The sequence below is a fragment of the Lacrimispora sp. BS-2 genome, assembly GCF_040207125.1.
GTDB lineage: Bacteria > Bacillota > Clostridia > Lachnospirales > Lachnospiraceae > Lacrimispora.
The window spans coordinates 19369-37910 of record NZ_CP157940.1 but is presented as its reverse complement, the minus strand read 5'-3'; the positions used below and the strand labels follow the sequence as shown (position 1 = coordinate 37910).

Sequence of the window (18542 nt, the reverse complement as noted above, 5' to 3'; positions counted from 1 at the left end):
ACCACATCTCCCCATATTTCTGTATCAATATTTTGACAAATATGGGGGAATAATGATATACTGAAGGTGTTCGTACTAACCCGGAAGGATCCCTGACGGCGAAGGCGAGGAGAATACGTAAACCGGAAATCCCATGCCTGTTGGTGTGGGATTTTTTCCATAATCGTAAAGAAAAAAACATGACAGGTACGGACAGAAAGTGAGGATCATTATGAAAAAAGTATTATCAGTTTTAACGGCGTTTGCCGTAACGGCTGCCCTTCTCTCCGGCTGTGCAAAGGGCGGCACCGAAAATACCCAGACAACCTCTGCCTCAGAAAAGGAAACTACCTCTGAGACAGCAGAAGAAACGTCTGAGGCCCAAAAACCTGCCGACAGCTATACCTTAAAAATAGGTTCCCTGAAAGGGCCTACCTCCATGGGTCTTGTAAAGCTGATGGACCAGTCCGAAAAAGGCGATGCAAAAGGCTCCTATGATTTTACCATGGTGACTGCTGCCGACGAACTCCTTGGAAAAATTGTAAACAAGGAATTGGATGTGGCACTTGTGCCTGCCAATATGGCCTCTATCATTTATAACAAAACCAATCATGAGGTGACGGTCCTGGATATTAACACCCTGGGTGTTCTCTACGGGGTATCTGCCGATGATTCCATCAAAACAGCCGCAGACTTAAAGGGAAAGACCGTTTACTTAACCGGCAAAGGAGCCACACCGGACTATGCCCTTCAGCATGTGCTTAAAGCCAACGGCTTAACCACTGACGACGTAACCCTGGAATATAAATCCGAAGCCGCTGAGGTCGCTTCGATCCTGAAGGAAAAGCCTGATGCAGTGGGTCTTCTTCCACAGCCTTTTGTAACAGCAGCCATGGCTCAGAATGACGCCCTTAAAATGGTTCTTGACCTGACAAAGGAATGGGATGCCACAGCCGGTGAAAACGGCGGCAGTCTTGTGACCGGAGTTACCATCTGCCGCAATGACGTGATCAAAGATCACGAGGAAGCCATTGCTGCCTTTATGGCGGAACATAAGGAATCCGCTGAATTTGCCAATGCCAATGTAGCCGAAACCGCGGCTCTGGTAGCTGCTGCCGGAATTATTGAGAAAGCCCCGGTTGCAGAAAAAGCCATCCCATACTGCAGCATCACCTATGTGGACGGAGACCAGATGAAGTCCCTGTTAAGCGGTTACTTAAAGGTTCTTTTTGATATGGAGCCGTCTTCCGTGGGCGGAACGCTGCCAGCCGATGATTTCTACTATATGCCATAATTAAGGTAAAGCTTTGTAAGGAGATTCCCATTATGAAACCAACAGCTCTCCCGGTTAAAAAGGCCGGTATCATCTTTCTCTGGCTTCTGGCATGGCAGGCGGCAAGCCTGTTCGTGCGCAACAGCATCATACTGGTAGGCCCTTTGGAGGTAATCCAGGCTTTATGGATTCAGGCAGCCATGTCCGGCTTCTGGAAAACCATTGCCTTCTCCTTTGGAAAGATAAGCCTTGGATTCCTCCTGGCTTTTGGAACAGGAATCCTGGCCGGGGGAGCTGCATGGCGTTTCCCCCTTTTAAAGGACTTGCTGGAACCGCTTATGTCCCTTATCAAGTCGGTTCCGGTGGCTTCCTTTGTCATACTGGCCCTGATCTGGGTAGGTTCTGAAAATTTGTCCGTTTTTATTGCCTTTCTTGTGGTATTCCCCATCATTTACATAAATACCATGGCAGGATTTATGAGTACGGATCCAAAGCTTTTGGAAATGGCCCGGGTTTTCCATATGCAAGGCAAAAAGAAGCTCTTATATATTTACCGCCCCGCCCTTCTCCCCTACCTCATAAGCGGCTGCAGGGTGGCTTTGGGCATGGGCTGGAAATCCGGAGTCGCCGCAGAGGTGATTGGAGTCCCAAACCATTCCATCGGCGAAAAGCTCTATATGGCAAAAATTTATTTAAGTACTGCAGATCTTTTTGCCTGGACCCTTGTCATTATCATAATCAGTGCCCTTTTCGAAAAATTCTTTTTATGGCTTTTAAGCCTTGCAGATGCCGGCCAAAAATCCCATAAAAAACAGGAGGTTTGATCCATGGAATTAAAGGTAAATCATCTGTCCAAGTCCTTTGGAAGCCTTAAAGTGCTCATGCAGGTAAATCTTTCCCTTCGTTCTGGCCAGATCTACTGTCTCATGGGACCCTCAGGATCCGGTAAAACCACATTCTTACGTATCCTTCTGGGACTTGAGCAGGCCGACTCCGGCTCCATTGAAGGGCTTCAAGGCATAAGAGCCTCCGCCGTGTTTCAGGAGAACCGTCTGTGCCAGTCATTTACCCCGGTGGACAACATTACCATGGTAATTCCCGGCCGTTCCTCCCAAAACAGAAAACAGGCCAGAGAAGAGCTTTTAAGGCTTCTTCCTGAAGAAGCCTTATCCCGCCCCGTCTCCACCTTAAGCGGCGGAATGAAGCGCCGTGTGGCCATTGTAAGAGCTTTGTCGGTTCCCTGCGACATGGTCTTAATGGACGAACCCTTTACCGGTCTTGATGAGAACACAAAACTGACCGTAATCCAATACATCAAAGAAAAGACCCGTGACAAGCTGATCATCATAAGCACCCACCAGGAGGAGGATATAGAACTCCTTAACGGCACCCTTATGAAACTATAAAAACAGGGGCTAAAGCAGATATTTCCGCTTTAGCCCCTGTTTTTTTGATATCATATTTCCTGCTTTATTTCAGTTTCAAGGTATCAAGAGCTGCCTCAATCTGGCCTTCTACCGCGCTGTCCGGTGATTCAACCGTTCCTGCCGCACTGATGTATTTCTTTGTAGCAGCATTATAGGAACCGGAAATTGCATAGTAGCGGATCCCATCCTGAGAAGTCTTATACCGGATCGCATAGCGGAAGGTCTGGCTTCCGTCGCTGCCGTTTTCTACATTATAACGGACAAATTCCATATCCTCACCACGGCTGACTAATTCCTTGTATTCTTCCATGGTATCCGGATAGATCTCTCTGGCTCCGTCAGCCTCATCGCCTTCTACATAAGTAACTTCCAGCATATCGCTGCCATTGGAAGAAGTGAATGCCACTGCGCTTTCATCTCCGTCGTCCTCAATGGTCCAGCCCTGAGGCGGCGTAATCTGATATTTTCCAGATTTGGAAGTAAAGACACCGGAAGACAAAGTTCCTGCATCAGAAGCAGTCGTTTCCGTAGTTTCGGCGGTTCCATCTTCCTCACTGTCAGAATCATCCTCACCTAATGTAGTCTCATCTGTACCTTCTGATTCATCTCCTGTTACTTTCGTCTCAGCAGCATTGACTTCTGTAGGATTATCCTGCGAGGACTTACCATTATCTTTTGATCCACAGGCCGTAGCCGCCATCATGACTGCCATGGCGATTGCAATTACTGCCAGCATTTTGTTTTTTCTCATTTTAATCACTCCTCATCATCAATCTTATTCCTGGTGACGATGAGGATTATAACATTATCTGAATCAAATGTATAGGGGATTAAAGGAACTGAAAGAATCACCAAAAATTCTTAATAATTACAGGCGGAAGCATCCGGGCACTCCAGCTCCAGCAATTTCACCTTTATGTCCATGCCTCCGCCATAACCCACCAGGCTTCCATTGGCTCCGATCACCCGATGGCAGGGAATGATGACAGGTATGGGATTTCGGTTATTTGCCATTCCCACAGCACGGCATCCTTTGGGGTTATGAATCTGAACCGCAATATCCTTATAGCTCTTTGTTTCTCCGTAAGGAATTGTTAAAAGTGCGTCCCAGACCCTTTTTTGAAATTCCGTTCCTGCCGGCTTAAGAGGCAGATCAAAGTTCTTTCTCTTTCCAGTCATATATTCTTCCAATTGACTGATGGTTTTTTCGATCAGCCCGGTTCGCTTTTTTATGGCTTCATTAGGCTCTGACCTTCCAAAATCTATACTCAGAAGCGCTTCATCGTCACATAGTAAGGTGAGAGGTCCTATTTTGCTTTCATAAACTTCCCAGTACTTCATTCCAAATCCTTCTTTCTGTTGTGAGTTGTACCACGTTTTCATATGGATACATTATACCATAAGGAAGATTTCTGTTTCTTCAAATATTCCTCATAATTCTTTTAGTTTTTTTATGAAATGTTTATGGCTTAGTCAAACTTCCGTCATATTTTCCGCGTATACTAATTATTGAAAAGGAACCCCACCCTTTTAACATTGACTTTTTATTTTTCATACTCAACCGGCAGGAACATGATATGTACCTGCCGGTTCCTCCCATTTCAGGGGTATTTTTTCCCTTAAAAACCGCATAAATACAGGCTTAATAACGAATTTGAATTTTTTTCTAAAATATTATTGACAAAATGATATCCATCATATATAATAACTCTTGCGTTGCGGAAAAGCAACTAAGAGAAAGACGAAAAATACTTTCACTATCGGGGTGTGGCTCAGCTTGGCTAGAGTACCTGGTTTGGGACCAGGGGGTCGCAGGTTCGAATCCTGTCACCCCGATTTAAGAGAAAAACCGTCAATGGTAGTTTTAGTTTCTCTTGCCTTTTGCGGGTGTAGTTCAATGGTAGAACACTAGCCTTCCAAGCTAGATACGTGGGTTCGATTCCCATCACCCGCTTTTGAGTCTGTAGCTCAGTTGGATAGAGCAACGGCCTTCTAAGCCGTGGGTCGGGGGTTCGAATCCCTTCAGGCTCGTTTCACATCTCTGACCAAGATGTGAAAATTTTATGGTGGGTATGGCGAAGGTGGTTATCGCGCCAGATTGTGGCTCTGGAGGCCCAGGGTTCGAATCCCTGTACTCACCTTTCCCTTCTAGGGAATTTTTTTTTATCACAAGTTTTATTGGGCTATCGCCAAGCGGTAAGGCACAGGACTTTGACTCCTGCACTCGTTGGTTCGAATCCAACTAGCCCAGTATGGGATACTAGCTCAGGTGGTAGAGCACTTGACTTTTAATCAAGTTGTCCGGGGTTCGAGTCCCCGGTGTCTCATGAATGATCGGAAAAGGCCGGGAAATCAGATGATTTTCCCGGTCTTTTGCTTTGTCTGTTTTAACTGGTATAAGGATCTTTCTCGTTTCCTCTCCCATTCCTCGCTTTATATAACTTCAGCCTATAACGCCTTATATGCCTCTTCTGCCCTCCAATCCCCGGTCTTCATTACCTTATAGCCATGTAGCCATATGAACGCTTTAAAAGCGATTAGCAGACGTTTCCTTCTATATTTACATATAGGTCTGATAACCTTCCTGAACAACTTGCTTTTAAAGTTTAAGCAAGAAAGGATTGTTTATCTGTTCCTAAATATTTATAATAGTAATCACAGCACTTGTTACACATCTCCTCTCTAATTTGTACATAAAAAGAGAGGACAGGCCAATAAATAGCAAATACAATATGTGTGAAAGGATTGCATTTTATGGAATGGATTGAGGGATTAAATAAGTCAATGGAGTATATTGAGGAGCATTTAACGGAAGAGATAGACTATGAACAAGTTGTAAAACTAGCTTGCTGTTCTACTTATCATTTTCAAAGAATGTTCGCATATATGGCAAATCTGCCATTATCTGAATATATCCGGCGCAGGCGCATGTCCCTGGCCGCGGTTGATCTGCAGAATGGGGATAATAAAATTATTGATGTTGCACTTAAATACGGTTATAATTCTCCAACCGCTTTTAACCGGGCTTTTCAGAACATACATGGTATCGCACCATCCCGTCTAAAAGAAAGCGGTGCATTCATAAAATCATATCCACCCATTGGTTTTAAAATAACAATAAAAGGAGCGGAGGAATTGAATTATCGAATAGAAAAAAAGGAATCGTTCCGGATTGTAGGTACGGTACAGCCCTTACACCGTGAAATTGAAAAGAATTTTGAGATCGTACCTCAAATGTGGTACAAGGCTGCTGTTGACGGAACACTCCCTAAATTAGCTGCTATGATAGAGGGATCCCCTGCAGGGATATTAGGAGTCAGCGTCTGCAATGACTCGGAAGAATGGCGGTACTTTATTGCCGCTGCCAGCACAAAAGAAATTGATGATACATTGGAGGAATATGTTGTTCCCCCCTTCACATGGGCTATATTTTCCGGAGAAGGACAATGTCCTCAAGCAATACAAGATTTAGAAAAACGAATTGTGACCGACTGGCTTCCCACTTCTGGGTACGAATACGATAACGGACCAGATATTGAAGTCTATCTGAATCCTGACCCCCAAAACTCTAACTTTGAAGTATGGATACCCGTTGTAAAGAAATAACCAGGAGATAGCCATGGATAGGCCAAATGAAAACTTTACTGCTTTTCTTGAAGCAGTAGATAAACGCGATAAAGATTTCGTTGTGGAAATAAATGAATACCTCACACAAAACAATTGTAAATGCGAAATCAAATCTGCCAAAAATGGATTTATCGCTTCTTATAAACTGGGGACTGCAAAAAAAGTTTTAGCAACTTTTGTGTTTCGGAAAGCCGGAATGAGATTACGGATCTATCCGGAACACATAAAAGCTTATGAAAACTTTTTAAATACTTTGCCGGAAAAAATGAAGAATGAAATCAAAAAAGCATCTGTGTGTAAGCGGTTAATAAATCCAGAGGAATGTAACCCTAAATGTCTCATGGGATACGACTTCCATCTGGATGGGGAGCAAAAAGAGTTAAACCCATAATAACAGCGGCCAATCATTAAGCGGCTTACTGCTATGGAGATATTCCAAAAGGCAGGCTCTGCGTGAAATGGCCGCTGATTTCATAACATTATGCTGCACACTCCTTTGTTTTATGGCTTACCGGAATTTAATAAGCTTCCAGATTATCACACATTTTCATTAATACTTTACAGAATACGGCTATTTCGTCTTCTGGGATACCAGAGCAGATAAGCTCTTCAAACTGCTGAAAAACTTTTCTTACCTCTTCGGCTTCAGCAACCCCTTTTTCTGTCAGACTGATCAAAACGGAACGTCTGCAGTCCGGATTATTTTCCCTGAGAAGGAACCCCATATCCTGCAGCTTGTCTATATTTCTTGACATGGTTGCGGCATCGAAAAGGCATCGGTCTGCCAGCTCTTTTTGGGTGACATGATCCTTTTGTAAAAGGTGATATAAGACCCTGGCATGTCCCTGCCCAGGCGTCAGTCCGATATTTGACAGAAGGGGAGAAACAATCTGTTTTCTGGCCTTTTCTTCACGAACCAATAGCTCTCTCACATTATGTCGCTTCATATATTTTTCCCTTTCCCTTCGCGCAGGGCACAAATAAATCATGAAACAGGTTGTGCCCCTATTCTAATTCAAACTGCCCTGTATGCAGTTGATAATATTTCCCTTTTTCCTGCAGCAATTCGTCATGGCTGCCCCGCTCAATAATCTCTCCTTTTTCAAGAACCAAAATGGCGTCTGAGTTTCTTACGGTGGAAAGCCTGTGGGCGATGACGAATACCGTCCTGTCCTTCATAAGGGCATCCATACCTTTTTCAATGAGTTTTTCCGTTCGTGTATCAATGGAGCTGGTGGCTTCATCCATGACAAGAACAGGCGGCTGTGATATGGCAGCCCTGGCAATGGCGATCAGCTGCCTCTGGCCCTGTGATAAATTGCTGCCGTCACTTTCTAACATGGTATCATATCCATTAGGAAGACGTCTTATAAAGGAATCCGCATTTGCGATTTTTGCGGCTGCCAGTATGTCTTCATGGAAAGCATTCAGCCTTCCGTACCGGATATTATCGGCAATGCTTCCGGTAAATAAGTGGGTTTCCTGAATGACCAGAGAAATGGAACGTCTTAAATCATCCTTTTTTATGCTTCGGATATCGATTCCATCATAGGTTATAGTTCCTCCATTTAATTCATAAAATCGGTTGATCAGGTTGATGATTGTCGTCTTGCCCGCGCCGGTAGAACCGACGAATGCGATCTTCTGACCAGGCGTGGCATACAGGCTGATGCCGTTTAAAATCCTGTTTCCGCCTGTATAACCGAAAATCACATCGTGGAATCGCACGTCACCCTTTAAAGGGACCAGAAGATATCCACGGTCCCGGTCAGGAACCTTCCAGGCAAAGGAACCGGTATAAACATCCGTTTCCTTAAGGCTGCCATCGGCCTCCTGCACCACCCTCTTTAAGGTGACGGTTCCTTCATCCCATTCAGGCTCTTCCTCCATCATATTAAAAATCTTTTCTGCACTGGCCAACGCCACCATAAGAAAATTGATCTGCATGGTAAACTGGTTCATGGGCATGGCACTCTGCCTGACATAAACCAGATAGGAGGCCAGAGTACCCATATTAATCAGTCCGGAAAGAGCAAACAATCCGCCCACGCAGGCAGAAATGGCATAATTAATGTAAGAAAGAGAAACAATCGTAGGAACGGTAATGCCCGTATAGGTTGCGGCCATTGTAGAGGAAATCCTCAATTTCTCATTCAGTTCACAAAATTTTTTAAGATCCTGTTTTTCATGGCGGAAAATCTTTTCTACTTTCTGGCCTTCCACCATTTCCTCTACATAACCATTAATATTCCCCAGATTTTTCTGCTGCTCTGCAAAATATTTTTTGCTGAGCCTTCCATTGTGACGAATATATATTAACATAATCAGAAGAAAAAATACAACGATTAATGACAGCTTCCAGTCCAGGAGAATTAACATGATAATGGTACCTGCGGAAGTGATAAAGCTCTGGATCAGCAATGTAAAGCTGTTGTTGAGGGCTTCTGAGATAGTGTCCACATCATTTGTAAAATGGCTCATCAGATCCCCGTGTGTATGGGTATCAAAAAATTCTAAAGGCAGCTTCTGGGTATGGCGGAATAAGTCTATCCTTATCTCACTGACCACCTGCTGGGAAACATGGACCATCATTCGGTTATAAAGCAGACAGGAAATGGCTCCCGCCAGATAGATCAGTCCCATTATAAAAATCATTCTCACAAGACCGGGTATATTTCCCGGCAGAATATATTCGTTTATGACCGGTTTCAGCAAATAGGTTCCCATGATTCCGGAAAATGCACTGATGATTACCAGGATAGCTATGAACATCATGGAAAACTTGTAATGGCCTATATATCTTAAAAGCTTTACCATGGCTTTTTTTGTGTCTTTTGGTTTTACATGTCCGGTATTCTTCATAAGGACTGGCCGCCTCCTTTCTGCTGGGAAAAATAAATATCCTGATATATTTCATTATCAGCCAGAAGCTGTTCATGGGTTCCAATGGCATTTATTTTTCCGTCATCAAGAATAATGATCTGGTCGGCATCCATGATAGAGGAGATCCGCTGGCTGATAATGATCTTTGTCATTCCAGGAAGGGATTTTTCCAAACCTTCTTTTATTTTTGCTTCTGTCTCAGTATCAAGGGCGCTTGTGGAATCATCCAGAATAAGCACCTTTGGCGCTTTTAAGATGGCTCTTGCAATGCAAAGCCGCTGTTTCTGTCCGCCTGAGACATTAACACCTCCCTGCCCCAGCTCCGTATCATATCCATGGTCCAGGCGGCCGATGAATTCGTCCACACAGGCAATGCTGCATGCTCTTTCTATTTCTTCATCCGTTGCATCCTCTTTTCCCCAGTAAAGATTTTCCTTCACTGAGCCGGAAAAAAGGGTGTTTTTCTGTAACACCATGGCAATGGAATCCCTTAAATGATCCTGGGTATATTCGTATATGGGATGGCTGTCAATAATAATATTACCGCTTGTCACCTCATAGAGTCTTGGAATCAGCTGTACCAGGGTACTTTTGGCTGCACCTGTCTGACCAATGATTCCAACGGTCTCACCGGGACCAATCTCAAAGGAAATATCAGAAAGAACATATTCCTTTGCATCTTCCTTGTATTTAAAATATACGTTTTCAAACCGGATTTTTCCTTCCTTGATGGAGATATCCTTTGCCCGGTCATCATTAATGGTCGGTTCCTCCTCTAAGACTTCTGAAATCCTCTTCCATGAGGTTAAGGACCGGGTAAACAAAAGAAACACATTGGAAAACATCATAAGGGAATTAAGCACTTGCAGCACGTAGCTGAGAAAGCTGGTCAGTGCGCCTACCTTCATGTTTCCGATCATAACCAGGTTTCCGCCGAACCACAGGATACTTAATATGGTCCCGTACATAATAAACTGTAAGGCAGGCATATTTAAGGCCGCCAGGGAAAAGGACCTTTCGGAGGAATTCTGTAAATTCATGTTTCCCTCTTTAAATTTACTTATCTCATAATCTCCCCGGACATAAGCCTTTACTACGCGGATGGCAATCAGATTCTCCTGAATGATCCGGTTCACAAGATCAACGGCTCCCTGCATTTTTGCATATAAGGGTTTTACGTTTTTGATAATTGTGAATAAAATAACGGCCAGTACAGGGGCCGCAATTAAAAATACCACAGCCAGTTCCGCATTCAACCGGAAAGAAACGATCAATGCCGTCATCATCATCACTGGAGAACGGAAACCGGGACGCATTCCGTTTGTAATGGAATTCTGGATCGTGGTAATATCGCTTGTAAGCCTTGTTACCAGAGAAGGGGTGCTGAACCGGTCCGTGTTAGCGAAAGAATAAGACTGCATTTTCTGAAACTCAGCCATTCGGATCTGGGCCCCCACACCATTTCCGCAGATTGCGGTATACCGGGCGCATGCATGGCCCAGAAAAAGAGAAAGAACGGCAAAGAATACCATTTGAAATCCCTTTAGAAATATGTAATTTCTATCACCGTTTGCAACTCCCACATCAATGATATCAGCCATAATCATGGGGATAACTAATTCAAAAATGGTTTCAGCCTCAATAAAGATGATTGCAAGAATGAATTCTTTTTTGTATTTTTTTGTATAGAAAAATAAGTTTTTCATATCAGGCTCCCGCATTAGTTGTTTTGGCAACTATTGCACTTACAACAGTTGCACACATAACTATTATATCCTGATTCATCGAATTGTCAATGGATTATATGAGTATTTGTCCATGATAAGAAAAATACCTTATCCGGAATGTGTGAAATTTGCGGGATAAGGTAAAGAGGTTGGTAGACCGAATTCTCTACCAACCTCTTATGCACTGATTTTATTTTGTTCTATATTATTGAATCCATTCCAGTCAATTGGATATTCGCAATCCGCTTCGCTACTTGCTCACAGCGTGTCCCGCTCTACCGGGCATAACTTTATAACTGCTATCGAAAGCTTGTCAGAAGAGGCTTGCTCCCTTCTGACACAAGTAAGTCCCACACGCCACTTATGCCTTTCCGACATTGAAGCGGGGGACTTTACCTGATGAGGTTAAATACTGGAAAACTGCCTAAACAGACTGGCTACATTCACCTGGCCATATCCCCATATGTTATTGGGATAGGTGTATGAGCTGCTTCGCACCGCACTCCTCATCATCAGCCGACTGACATTGACTCCGTTCATCGTCCTGTAATTTCCCCTGACAATGGCCCACTCAAAAACCATGGAAATAATGCCGGCTGTATGGGCAGCAGCAGCTCCTGTTCCTGTTACAGAACCATATCCGCCTCCAGGAACTGCACAGGTGAGCTGGTAACCGGGAGCTGCAATATCCGGCTTAACAAGGCCCATTCTTGTATAACCCCTGCTTGATTCGCCAAGCATTGAATTATTAGTCTGGTTGTAGGCAGTTACAGTCAGCTGGCGATTGCCGTTTCCAGGTGCTGTGATGGTGGTATCCGGAGATGAGTTAATAAAGTAGGTCTGGTTGGATATAAGATTGCCTGCAGGAAGCCAGGCATGATAGGCTAAGGGCTCATTTTCAATGCTCCTGATCCGCATACGCCAAATTCCAGGAATAGCGTTCTGAAAACGAACCAGGATCATCTGATCTCCTGTCTCCTCTTCAAAAATATAATTGTTAACATAAAGGGTAGTAGGAGTAAAAACAAAATTGAACATTCTGCAATCACCGATTGCAGGATAAATCTGCTGGGTAGATTCCCTGTTAGGTGAGGAAATGTCAATGGAAACCCGTCCTAGAGAATGTGACCAAATTTCCATAGCAAACATTTTGTCATTTTCCCCTATTCTTAATTCGAAATCATTGTAATAAGGCTCTAATGCAGTGGAATTAAAATAATGCCTTTGGCTGTTTCCCTCATTACCGGCCGAGACGGATGTGGCGATACCGGGCTGCAATACCAAGTCATTTAGGTAACCGCTTAGGGGGCCTCTTCCATCATGGCCTCCCTGGCTGCTTCCAACGGCAAAGCAGGTAACCACAGGGCGGTTAAACCTTTCCTGGATGGTAAGGGAATAACGAAAGCCAAGCATAAGATCGGATTCCTGAAAGCATAAAGCATCATCGGGAACAAAATAAAAACTCTTTAGATTCTGTTTTGCTTCCTTTAGTTTTATGATTACCAGATCAGACTGTGGGACTACCCCGCTAAAGGCTTCCAGTATATTGGGAGTGCCGGCCATAACGCTTGCCATGGCCGTTCCGTGTCCATTGGTATCTGTTGATGGTACAACGGATAGGGGATCTTCAGAATTCAATGCGGTATTGATTGTCTCCCGGCTATATTCCGTACCAAAGGTGAATGTATCAGGAGGAGTTCCCTCCTGTTGAGTCTGGTCCCATATGGTAAGGATACGGGTCGAACCGTCGCTGTTGCGGAAAGCAGGATGTTGATAATCAATACCTGTATCAATGACTACAACAATTACGTCCTGTCCGAACAGGGCTAAGGCAGGATTCCGCTGCACCTCCCCAACACCGGTCTGTTCAAGACTGACTGTAGAATTGAGAGTAAACAAGGTCGGAAAAGTGTGAACGGGATACCTTGCCAATTCACAAATATTTACGCTAGAAATCGGGACATGCAGCAGGGAATGCCGGTTGTTTAAATAGGTAATGCTATCATTGTCGGGAGCTGAAATTACTGGGTTAGTAAAGATTAAATCAAAATAATTGTTATCCAAAATTTTTTTCACAGTTAAGTCTCCTTACGATTACTGACAGCAGCAATCATGCAATAGACAAAATGAAATTGGCTGTCTAAAATTGGAGTATCCCGATATTGATGCCGGGCTGATATGCATATTAAATGTTATGGCAGAAGGGGAAAGAATATGAGGACTATGCCAGAACCACTTACCGTCAGAATCTAGATACCGGCTATCCCGCAGCCAGATTCCAGTAAAGTTTAACAGAAACCTATAATTCATTTGTTGCATCAAAATGGTAAGATAAATGTTCTGAAGGTTGTATTCTTCAGCCTGTAAACAGCTGTATACAACTGTTTACAGGCTGCAAATACGCAAAAATAGCGGAAACCCTAGTGAATAAAGGCTTCCGCTATAAATAAAAAGAGCGCGAGACGGGACTCGAACCCCATCATCATTCCGAAAACACAGTAAATAAAGGAGGTTTTGGAGTTGCTCTTCTGTACTCTATCCCATACTCTACCCCACATTTTAACTTCTAAGGGGGAAAGTCCCCTCCCTTCAATTTGGTATTTGTCGCAGTTAATTCTTCCTTCTGTTAAATTCCTCTGTACTCTTTAAATACGCAAGGATAAGCTGATATGGATTTTCAGGCGTTAAACTTAATTAAGGTAACACGGTATTTCACGATATGTTCTAATTATTGGTTTTTAAGTCTTCTCACTATTTATTTTCAATACCTCTCCACGTCTAATGTACTCTGAATTCATCTAAAAGAACTGCTGCTTCCTCAAAATTTACTGTCATTAGTGTTTCAAGAATATTCTCGTATGCTTGTGTCAGTTCTTCATCTTGCTTTATTTCATCATTAAAATCCAAAAAAGCCTTTGTAATAAGTATATTTACTATAAATTCTGCTTCTTTAATAGCACGCCTAAATGAATCCGGTTTCTTATTAACCTCATCAAAACAATTATTTACTGAAACTAGGACTTCAGGTAGCAACTCGTCTATGTGCATCTGATGAATAACATTAAGCATTCCAATTGGGTGATTTTTTCCGTATTTTGACCAAAGATCATTCAGAAAACATTTATCTGAATATGAAAAACTAGTCGTAAGCTTATTCCAATCATTTAAATGAAATCTCCCTAACGTCGAGAACATTATTTTTGACAACTCAGTTCGAACTTTTTCATTTGTTATCGATATAAGCCTTTTTTCTACATTTCGAATATTATTAATGCAACGCTCCCGTACCGATGGATTGTTGTAAGCATCAAAAAATACAGGTAGAAAATGGAGCATTATATCTTCATAAAACTCGTAGACTTCTTTTGTAAATTTTGAATAGTCTATACCTGCAAACAACAAATCTAGTGCTAAGTTAATATCATCTGAACATGTAAGTTCTTTGTTAAAGAAATGTGTAACTTCGCATCGAGCGTATGTATCCAAAAAATGATGAGAATCGTCGCAAGAGTGCCAAATATCGATCATGTTTATGATAATTTCATTCAAAACATTATAGAATGCAGAAGTATTGAGATTTAATCCGCAATTAGCTACATAACACAATGTTGCAATATCATAGCGGTTAATATCGAAATTTATTAATTCTAATTCTTCTTCATTCATAAGATACTTTGATATTAATTCATCTCTCTTGCTCTTAAATCCCTTTTTCCCTTTTTCTTTAATTATTCTGTCGATCCAATATGGGGGTTGTTGTCTATTAGCTATATAGGCAAAGGGCTTTTTCTTATTTCTTTTTACTGCATAATTAACATTAAATACATGGTGGTTCATTTCATCTTCTGATAGCGCCACAATTGTATTGAAAAGAGCTCTAGCCAACTTCTGGTTAGAAGGTAAATATTCTTTAAGATATCTGGCTATGTCTGATATTATTCCCTGCTGGCCATGATACAATAAGCAATCCAACATCAATTGTTTTAAAGCTACTGATACAGTATCTTCCAGTTCTTCTTCAATTTGCTTAAAAAGCATTGTTGATAGTATATGATCGTATGTAAAACTGTTATTATTAAAAATCTTATTGATGCCATCAATCCACACCCTACACAACTCTGATCTTCGAGTTCTATTCAAATCATCTTTGCTAAGTGCGCAAGAAATAAGCATTATGAGAATTTTTTCAGTTGTATAAGGAAGATCTGACGAAGAAGCAATATTATACAATCTATCTATAGCAGCTAAACATTCGGCCGTGCTAAACGTTTCTTCATTCACTTTCTTGTTGCACTCATCTACAATCTCTGAAATATACTTTTGTTCAATATTAAAGTTACCATTCTGATTATTATTTACAATCTTCTCAGCTTCTCCAGAAATCTGAGGCGATATAGCAAACGTATTGTCATTAACCTTATAGATTTGTGCATTTCTCAAATCCATTTTTTGAATTTGCAAATGATAATGAGCATTATCAGCATCATCTGGTATCTTTGAATAAAGATAATCTAATACATTTTCTGCTTTCAATCTTATTTTTTCGTCCTTGCACATTTGCATACGCATCACATATTCTTGCATAGTATATACAGATTCCTTTTTAACAGAATAACGACATTCCAAAGATGGAATACCCATAGCAAGTAGTATTTGTTTTTCTAACAGCATACGATTAAAATCTGGAAGCAACAGTGCAACTCTCTGAATATCCCACATTATAATTTCTATGCTACTTGCAAGCTCTATTGCATATCCTGGTAAGACTTGGCTGCATCGATGTCCAATCTCTTCTATCACTGTAAGCATAATAATGTTGTTAGATTTTTCGTAAATACTCTTCTTCAAATATTCAGCAAACCGTTTTATATACTGCTCGCCTACATACTTATTTTCAATTAATCCCAAAGCCTGCTGTTTCAGAATGTATATGATGTCTCCGATTAAATCATGAATTCGATGTTCTTGTACGCCTGCCAACCAAAATTCTGGACTTCCAATGTATTTTTTCAACTGTCCGGTTTCATTTACCACAATCTCTATGTCCAGTACATACTGTGGATTTTTCTCTTTATATGTGGTTGCGACATAATTTGTCATTTTAATTGCCCAGTCTAATGCGACAGCATAATTGAATTTCGTCAACATCCAGAAAAATACATTATCATCAACAGATCTAAATTCATAAGAATAATGATCTGCATTATCATTTAATCCGTATTCTTCACTTCTGGACATTGAAGTTCCATGATACATCCTATATAGATTGCTACCATTATCTTCAGGAACATATATCCAATAGGTCTCTGCAAGAAGGCAAAGCTCTACTGGCAATTTTTTTACAAGAGCTGCTGTTGTGTGATTCAATACATTTTCTATTATTTCTTCTGCTAGTTGACCTTGTTGTTTATTATTTTGGTATTTATAATCAGCAACCACCTGCTCCCAGAATTTCTTTATCCAAGCATCTGCATATTCTGCCATTAAATATATGGAAGCAAGATATTCATTAACAATTTTATCAGAAGAATAAATCTTTTCTTTATTCAAATCTACCATTACATTTTCAACATAATATTCTAATATTTCACATGCAGCAGAAGCCGTTTCTAATTCCATATCAGTACATCTGGCGTAATCCGAACATATTTTTACCGAGTCTTGTTTTAGGGGTAGACTTTTATATTTATCGGTTATTCTTAATAGCTTAATCAAGCAAGAACGACCATATCCAATAGGGTTCAAAGCTGTATAAGAATTTCCACTCTTAGGCAAAACGATTTTTGTTTCAAACGAAAACATATTTACGATTTTCAAAAATTCTTTTATATTGTTTTCAGCAATATATCTTCCATATTCTTCAAAAAAATCCGTACAAAATCGTGACTTAACCATCCCTATTATTGTCTGCTGTTTCCATGTTTCCGGAATAATATTTGCAGCAATAAGGCTATACAGAAATTTTTCTCGGTTATTTTTTGCAAATAACTTATTCTCAACCCATATCTGATATCGTCTATAAACACACCTTCCTAAACTCTCAATTTCAGAAAAAAAGGTGTAATAATTTCCTTTGCAATTATCAAACTTTTCATCAAAGAAATGTTCAAAACAAATATCTTCAAAAACATCATATTTCAAACGAACTTTATTTTCAGATTCTGTGATCACTCCTTCTGAAATTAAGAGTGTTAGTATCTTGCTATTAATACTCTCACTCGATATCCCAGTTGAAAACTCTTTTGCTCTCGTAAAAACAATTGAATTAACCGCATTATAGATATCTGATGTATTGATATCATTTTGCATCTGTTTGTTCTTTAAGCAGATTATATTCTGCCAGATATAATTTCTTAATTCATTCACATCTGTTATGTTATCTACAGACTTCATCTGACTAACAATCAGATTTAAATAAAACGGTGCTCTAAGTAATTGTGTATAGGAATGTAGATTCCACATCTCTTTTATTAGCGGATACTTATCAGCGACAAGAATAATTTCTTCATCAGTCAATTCTGGTAATTGATATGCATATATGTTATAATTCGCCTCAAGCTTAATAAATGCCGTTTTATCGCAAGTTCTACATGATGTAATAATAAATGCATTATCATTATGTACTGCCAATTCATACAACTGCTGTAAGAGTTCAATCTTTGTCTTTTTTCCATCTGCAATAAACTCAAGAGCATCAATAAAAAAAATAATTCTCTTTCCATTAAGATATTTTAATGTTCTGCAAACACTTATTCCCCATATACTATCTAAATCAGTTACTTCTGTGAATCTTTCAGCACGAGCATATAATACAAGTTCTTCTTCTAACACTAATTTCTTACATAATGCAGATTTACCAGCGCCAGCATCACCTTGTATTGATATAAATTGATGATTATCCTTTTTTATGGAAGCAATTATTTCTTCTCTATTAATCTCATACTCGTTATTTATCAGGTTATCTATATTTTTTGAAACAAGTGCCTTCCCAAGGTCTAACATTTCACTTAACTTCAAAGCATTAATATTATAGAACTCTGATTCCTTGTAAAGAACATCATATAAACCTATTTGAAATTCAAGATTGTTCTTAGATTTTTCTATAATATTATTGATGGTTATAAGGTGTTCTGATGAAACAAAATCAATATTACCTATTTTTTCAGCACCGGAATAATCCTTGATACTGTTTATACTTCCATTCCCCAATACAAAGAAGAACAACTGTTTAACACCTGAAATCTTACCGGATTTTGCATCACTTATTTTTTCAAGAGTTTTCTTAACCTTTGCTGGAATATCTTGTGCTGTACTTACTTGTACATATAATTGACCATCTGCTGATATCAGATCAACATACGGAAAATTGGCTGTATCTGAATTAAGATTTGAGAACTTCTGTCCAAACCATAAAGCACACACTTCAAGTGCAAACAATTCATATAATGTTGCTGCATCAAATAACCCATTCTTATTCAAAGCCTCTATTTTTTGCTTATAACTTATTAGATATTCTGTAATATATTGAATTCTCTCAGCAGAATTTTTCATAATCTCACCTCTTAACCAATGGAAATGCTGGGACAAGATATTTTCCCCTTCCCAACTGGAAAAATCACAATCCAA

The 18542-nt window shown here is 40.5% G+C and carries 12 protein-coding genes and 6 tRNA genes; 11 read left to right on the top strand and 7 right to left on the bottom strand.

The features are described from left to right. Window positions 1–211: 211 nt before the first annotated feature. From ABFV83_RS00185 to ABFV83_RS00175, 3 genes are read left to right on the top strand one after another with little or no spacing between them, the layout of a single operon-like run. Window positions 212–1273 carry an MqnA/MqnD/SBP family protein gene (locus tag ABFV83_RS00185; RefSeq protein ID WP_349946760.1) on the top strand — a complete coding sequence of 354 codons (1062 nt, stop codon included), beginning with the start codon at window positions 212–214 and terminating at the stop codon, window positions 1271–1273. A gap of 32 nt (window positions 1274–1305) precedes the next feature. Continuing rightward, the gene (locus tag ABFV83_RS00180; RefSeq protein ID WP_349946758.1) at window positions 1306–2076 is read left to right on the top strand and encodes an ABC transporter permease subunit; all 771 of its coding nucleotides are present in this window, start codon (window positions 1306–1308) and stop codon (window positions 2074–2076) included. Between the two features lie 3 nt (window positions 2077–2079). Beyond that, window positions 2080–2658 carry an ATP-binding cassette domain-containing protein gene (locus ABFV83_RS00175; protein WP_349946756.1) on the top strand — a complete coding sequence of 193 codons (579 nt, stop codon included), beginning with the start codon at window positions 2080–2082 and terminating at the stop codon, window positions 2656–2658. A 64-nt stretch (window positions 2659–2722) separates the two neighbouring features. Here ABFV83_RS00175 and ABFV83_RS00170 read toward each other — a convergent pair whose 3' ends face one another. Then, entirely contained in the window at window positions 2723–3430 is a 708-nt protein-coding gene (locus ABFV83_RS00170; protein ID WP_349946755.1) for a hypothetical protein, read from the bottom strand. A 110-nt stretch (window positions 3431–3540) separates the two neighbouring features. Then, window positions 3541–4020, bottom strand: a complete 480-nt coding sequence (locus tag ABFV83_RS00165; RefSeq protein WP_349946753.1) for a methylated-DNA--[protein]-cysteine S-methyltransferase — start codon at window positions 4018–4020, stop codon at window positions 3541–3543. A gap of 420 nt (window positions 4021–4440) precedes the next feature. On the opposite strand from ABFV83_RS00165, the gene ABFV83_RS00160 reads away from it, so the two are divergent. The 8 genes from ABFV83_RS00160 to ABFV83_RS00125 all read left to right on the top strand — a co-directional run bounded on the left by ABFV83_RS00160 (window position 4441) and on the right by ABFV83_RS00125 (window position 6697). Next, window positions 4441–4515: transfer RNA gene (locus ABFV83_RS00160), tRNA-Pro, on the top strand. 47 nt (window positions 4516–4562) lie between these two features. After that, window positions 4563–4633 (top strand) — tRNA-Gly (locus ABFV83_RS00155). A gap of 3 nt (window positions 4634–4636) precedes the next feature. After that, window positions 4637–4710 (top strand) — tRNA-Arg (locus ABFV83_RS00150). Between the two features lie 34 nt (window positions 4711–4744). Continuing rightward, window positions 4745–4820 (top strand) — tRNA-His (locus ABFV83_RS00145). A 38-nt stretch (window positions 4821–4858) separates the two neighbouring features. Continuing rightward, a tRNA-Gln gene (locus tag ABFV83_RS00140) sits at window positions 4859–4930 on the top strand. 3 nt (window positions 4931–4933) lie between these two features. Then, a tRNA-Lys gene (locus ABFV83_RS00135) sits at window positions 4934–5006 on the top strand. 427 nt (window positions 5007–5433) lie between these two features. Further along, window positions 5434–6285 carry an AraC family transcriptional regulator gene (locus ABFV83_RS00130; RefSeq protein ID WP_349946752.1) on the top strand — a complete coding sequence of 284 codons (852 nt, stop codon included), beginning with the start codon at window positions 5434–5436 and terminating at the stop codon, window positions 6283–6285. 13 nt (window positions 6286–6298) lie between these two features. Further along, complete coding sequence (locus ABFV83_RS00125; RefSeq protein ID WP_349946751.1) at window positions 6299–6697, top strand: hypothetical protein; 399 nt, start codon at window positions 6299–6301, stop codon at window positions 6695–6697. Between the two features lie 127 nt (window positions 6698–6824). On the opposite strand, the gene ABFV83_RS00120 is transcribed toward ABFV83_RS00125, so the two are convergent. From ABFV83_RS00120 to ABFV83_RS00100, 5 genes are all read right to left on the bottom strand, one after another. Then, window positions 6825–7253, bottom strand: a complete 429-nt coding sequence (locus tag ABFV83_RS00120; protein ID WP_349946749.1) for a MarR family winged helix-turn-helix transcriptional regulator — start codon at window positions 7251–7253, stop codon at window positions 6825–6827. A 58-nt stretch (window positions 7254–7311) separates the two neighbouring features. Beyond that, window positions 7312–9168 (bottom strand): ABC transporter ATP-binding protein, encoded by a 1857-nt coding sequence (locus ABFV83_RS00115; protein WP_349946748.1) that lies wholly within the window; start codon window positions 9166–9168, stop codon window positions 7312–7314. Beyond that, window positions 9165–10895, bottom strand: a complete 1731-nt coding sequence (locus tag ABFV83_RS00110; RefSeq protein WP_349946746.1) for an ABC transporter ATP-binding protein — start codon at window positions 10893–10895, stop codon at window positions 9165–9167. The genes ABFV83_RS00115 and ABFV83_RS00110 overlap by 4 nt, the downstream gene beginning before the upstream one ends. A 426-nt stretch (window positions 10896–11321) precedes the next feature. After that, window positions 11322–12992, bottom strand: coding sequence for a S8 family peptidase (locus ABFV83_RS00105; RefSeq protein WP_349946744.1), 1671 nt, complete (start codon window positions 12990–12992; stop codon window positions 11322–11324). A gap of 702 nt (window positions 12993–13694) precedes the next feature. Continuing rightward, the gene (locus ABFV83_RS00100; RefSeq protein ID WP_349946743.1) at window positions 13695–18467 is read right to left on the bottom strand and encodes an SMEK domain-containing protein; all 4773 of its coding nucleotides are present in this window, start codon (window positions 18465–18467) and stop codon (window positions 13695–13697) included. Between the last annotated feature and the right edge of the window lie 75 nt (window positions 18468–18542).

Bases quoted from the DNA above. Each gene is read 5' to 3' on its own strand.
- ABFV83_RS00170 (WP_349946755.1), bottom strand. From the start codon at position 3,430: ATGAGAAAAAACAAAATGCTGGCAGTAATTGCAATCGCCATGGCAGTC.
- ABFV83_RS00180 (WP_349946758.1), top strand. From the start codon at position 1,306: ATGAAACCAACAGCTCTCCCGGTTAAAAAGGCCGGTATCATCTTTCTC.
- ABFV83_RS00120 (WP_349946749.1), bottom strand. From the start codon at position 7,253: ATGAAGCGACATAATGTGAGAGAGCTATTGGTTCGTGAAGAAAAGGCC.
- ABFV83_RS00130 (WP_349946752.1), top strand. From the start codon at position 5,434: ATGGAATGGATTGAGGGATTAAATAAGTCAATGGAGTATATTGAGGAG.
- ABFV83_RS00115 (WP_349946748.1), bottom strand. From the start codon at position 9,168: ATGAAGAATACCGGACATGTAAAACCAAAAGACACAAAAAAAGCCATG.
- ABFV83_RS00165 (WP_349946753.1), bottom strand. From the start codon at position 4,020: ATGAAGTACTGGGAAGTTTATGAAAGCAAAATAGGACCTCTCACCTTA.
- ABFV83_RS00110 (WP_349946746.1), bottom strand. From the start codon at position 10,895: ATGAAAAACTTATTTTTCTATACAAAAAAATACAAAAAAGAATTCATT.
- ABFV83_RS00100 (WP_349946743.1), bottom strand. From the start codon at position 18,467: ATGAAAAATTCTGCTGAGAGAATTCAATATATTACAGAATATCTAATA.
- ABFV83_RS00175 (WP_349946756.1), top strand. From the start codon at position 2,080: ATGGAATTAAAGGTAAATCATCTGTCCAAGTCCTTTGGAAGCCTTAAA.
- ABFV83_RS00185 (WP_349946760.1), top strand. From the start codon at position 212: ATGAAAAAAGTATTATCAGTTTTAACGGCGTTTGCCGTAACGGCTGCC.
- ABFV83_RS00125 (WP_349946751.1), top strand. From the start codon at position 6,299: ATGGATAGGCCAAATGAAAACTTTACTGCTTTTCTTGAAGCAGTAGAT.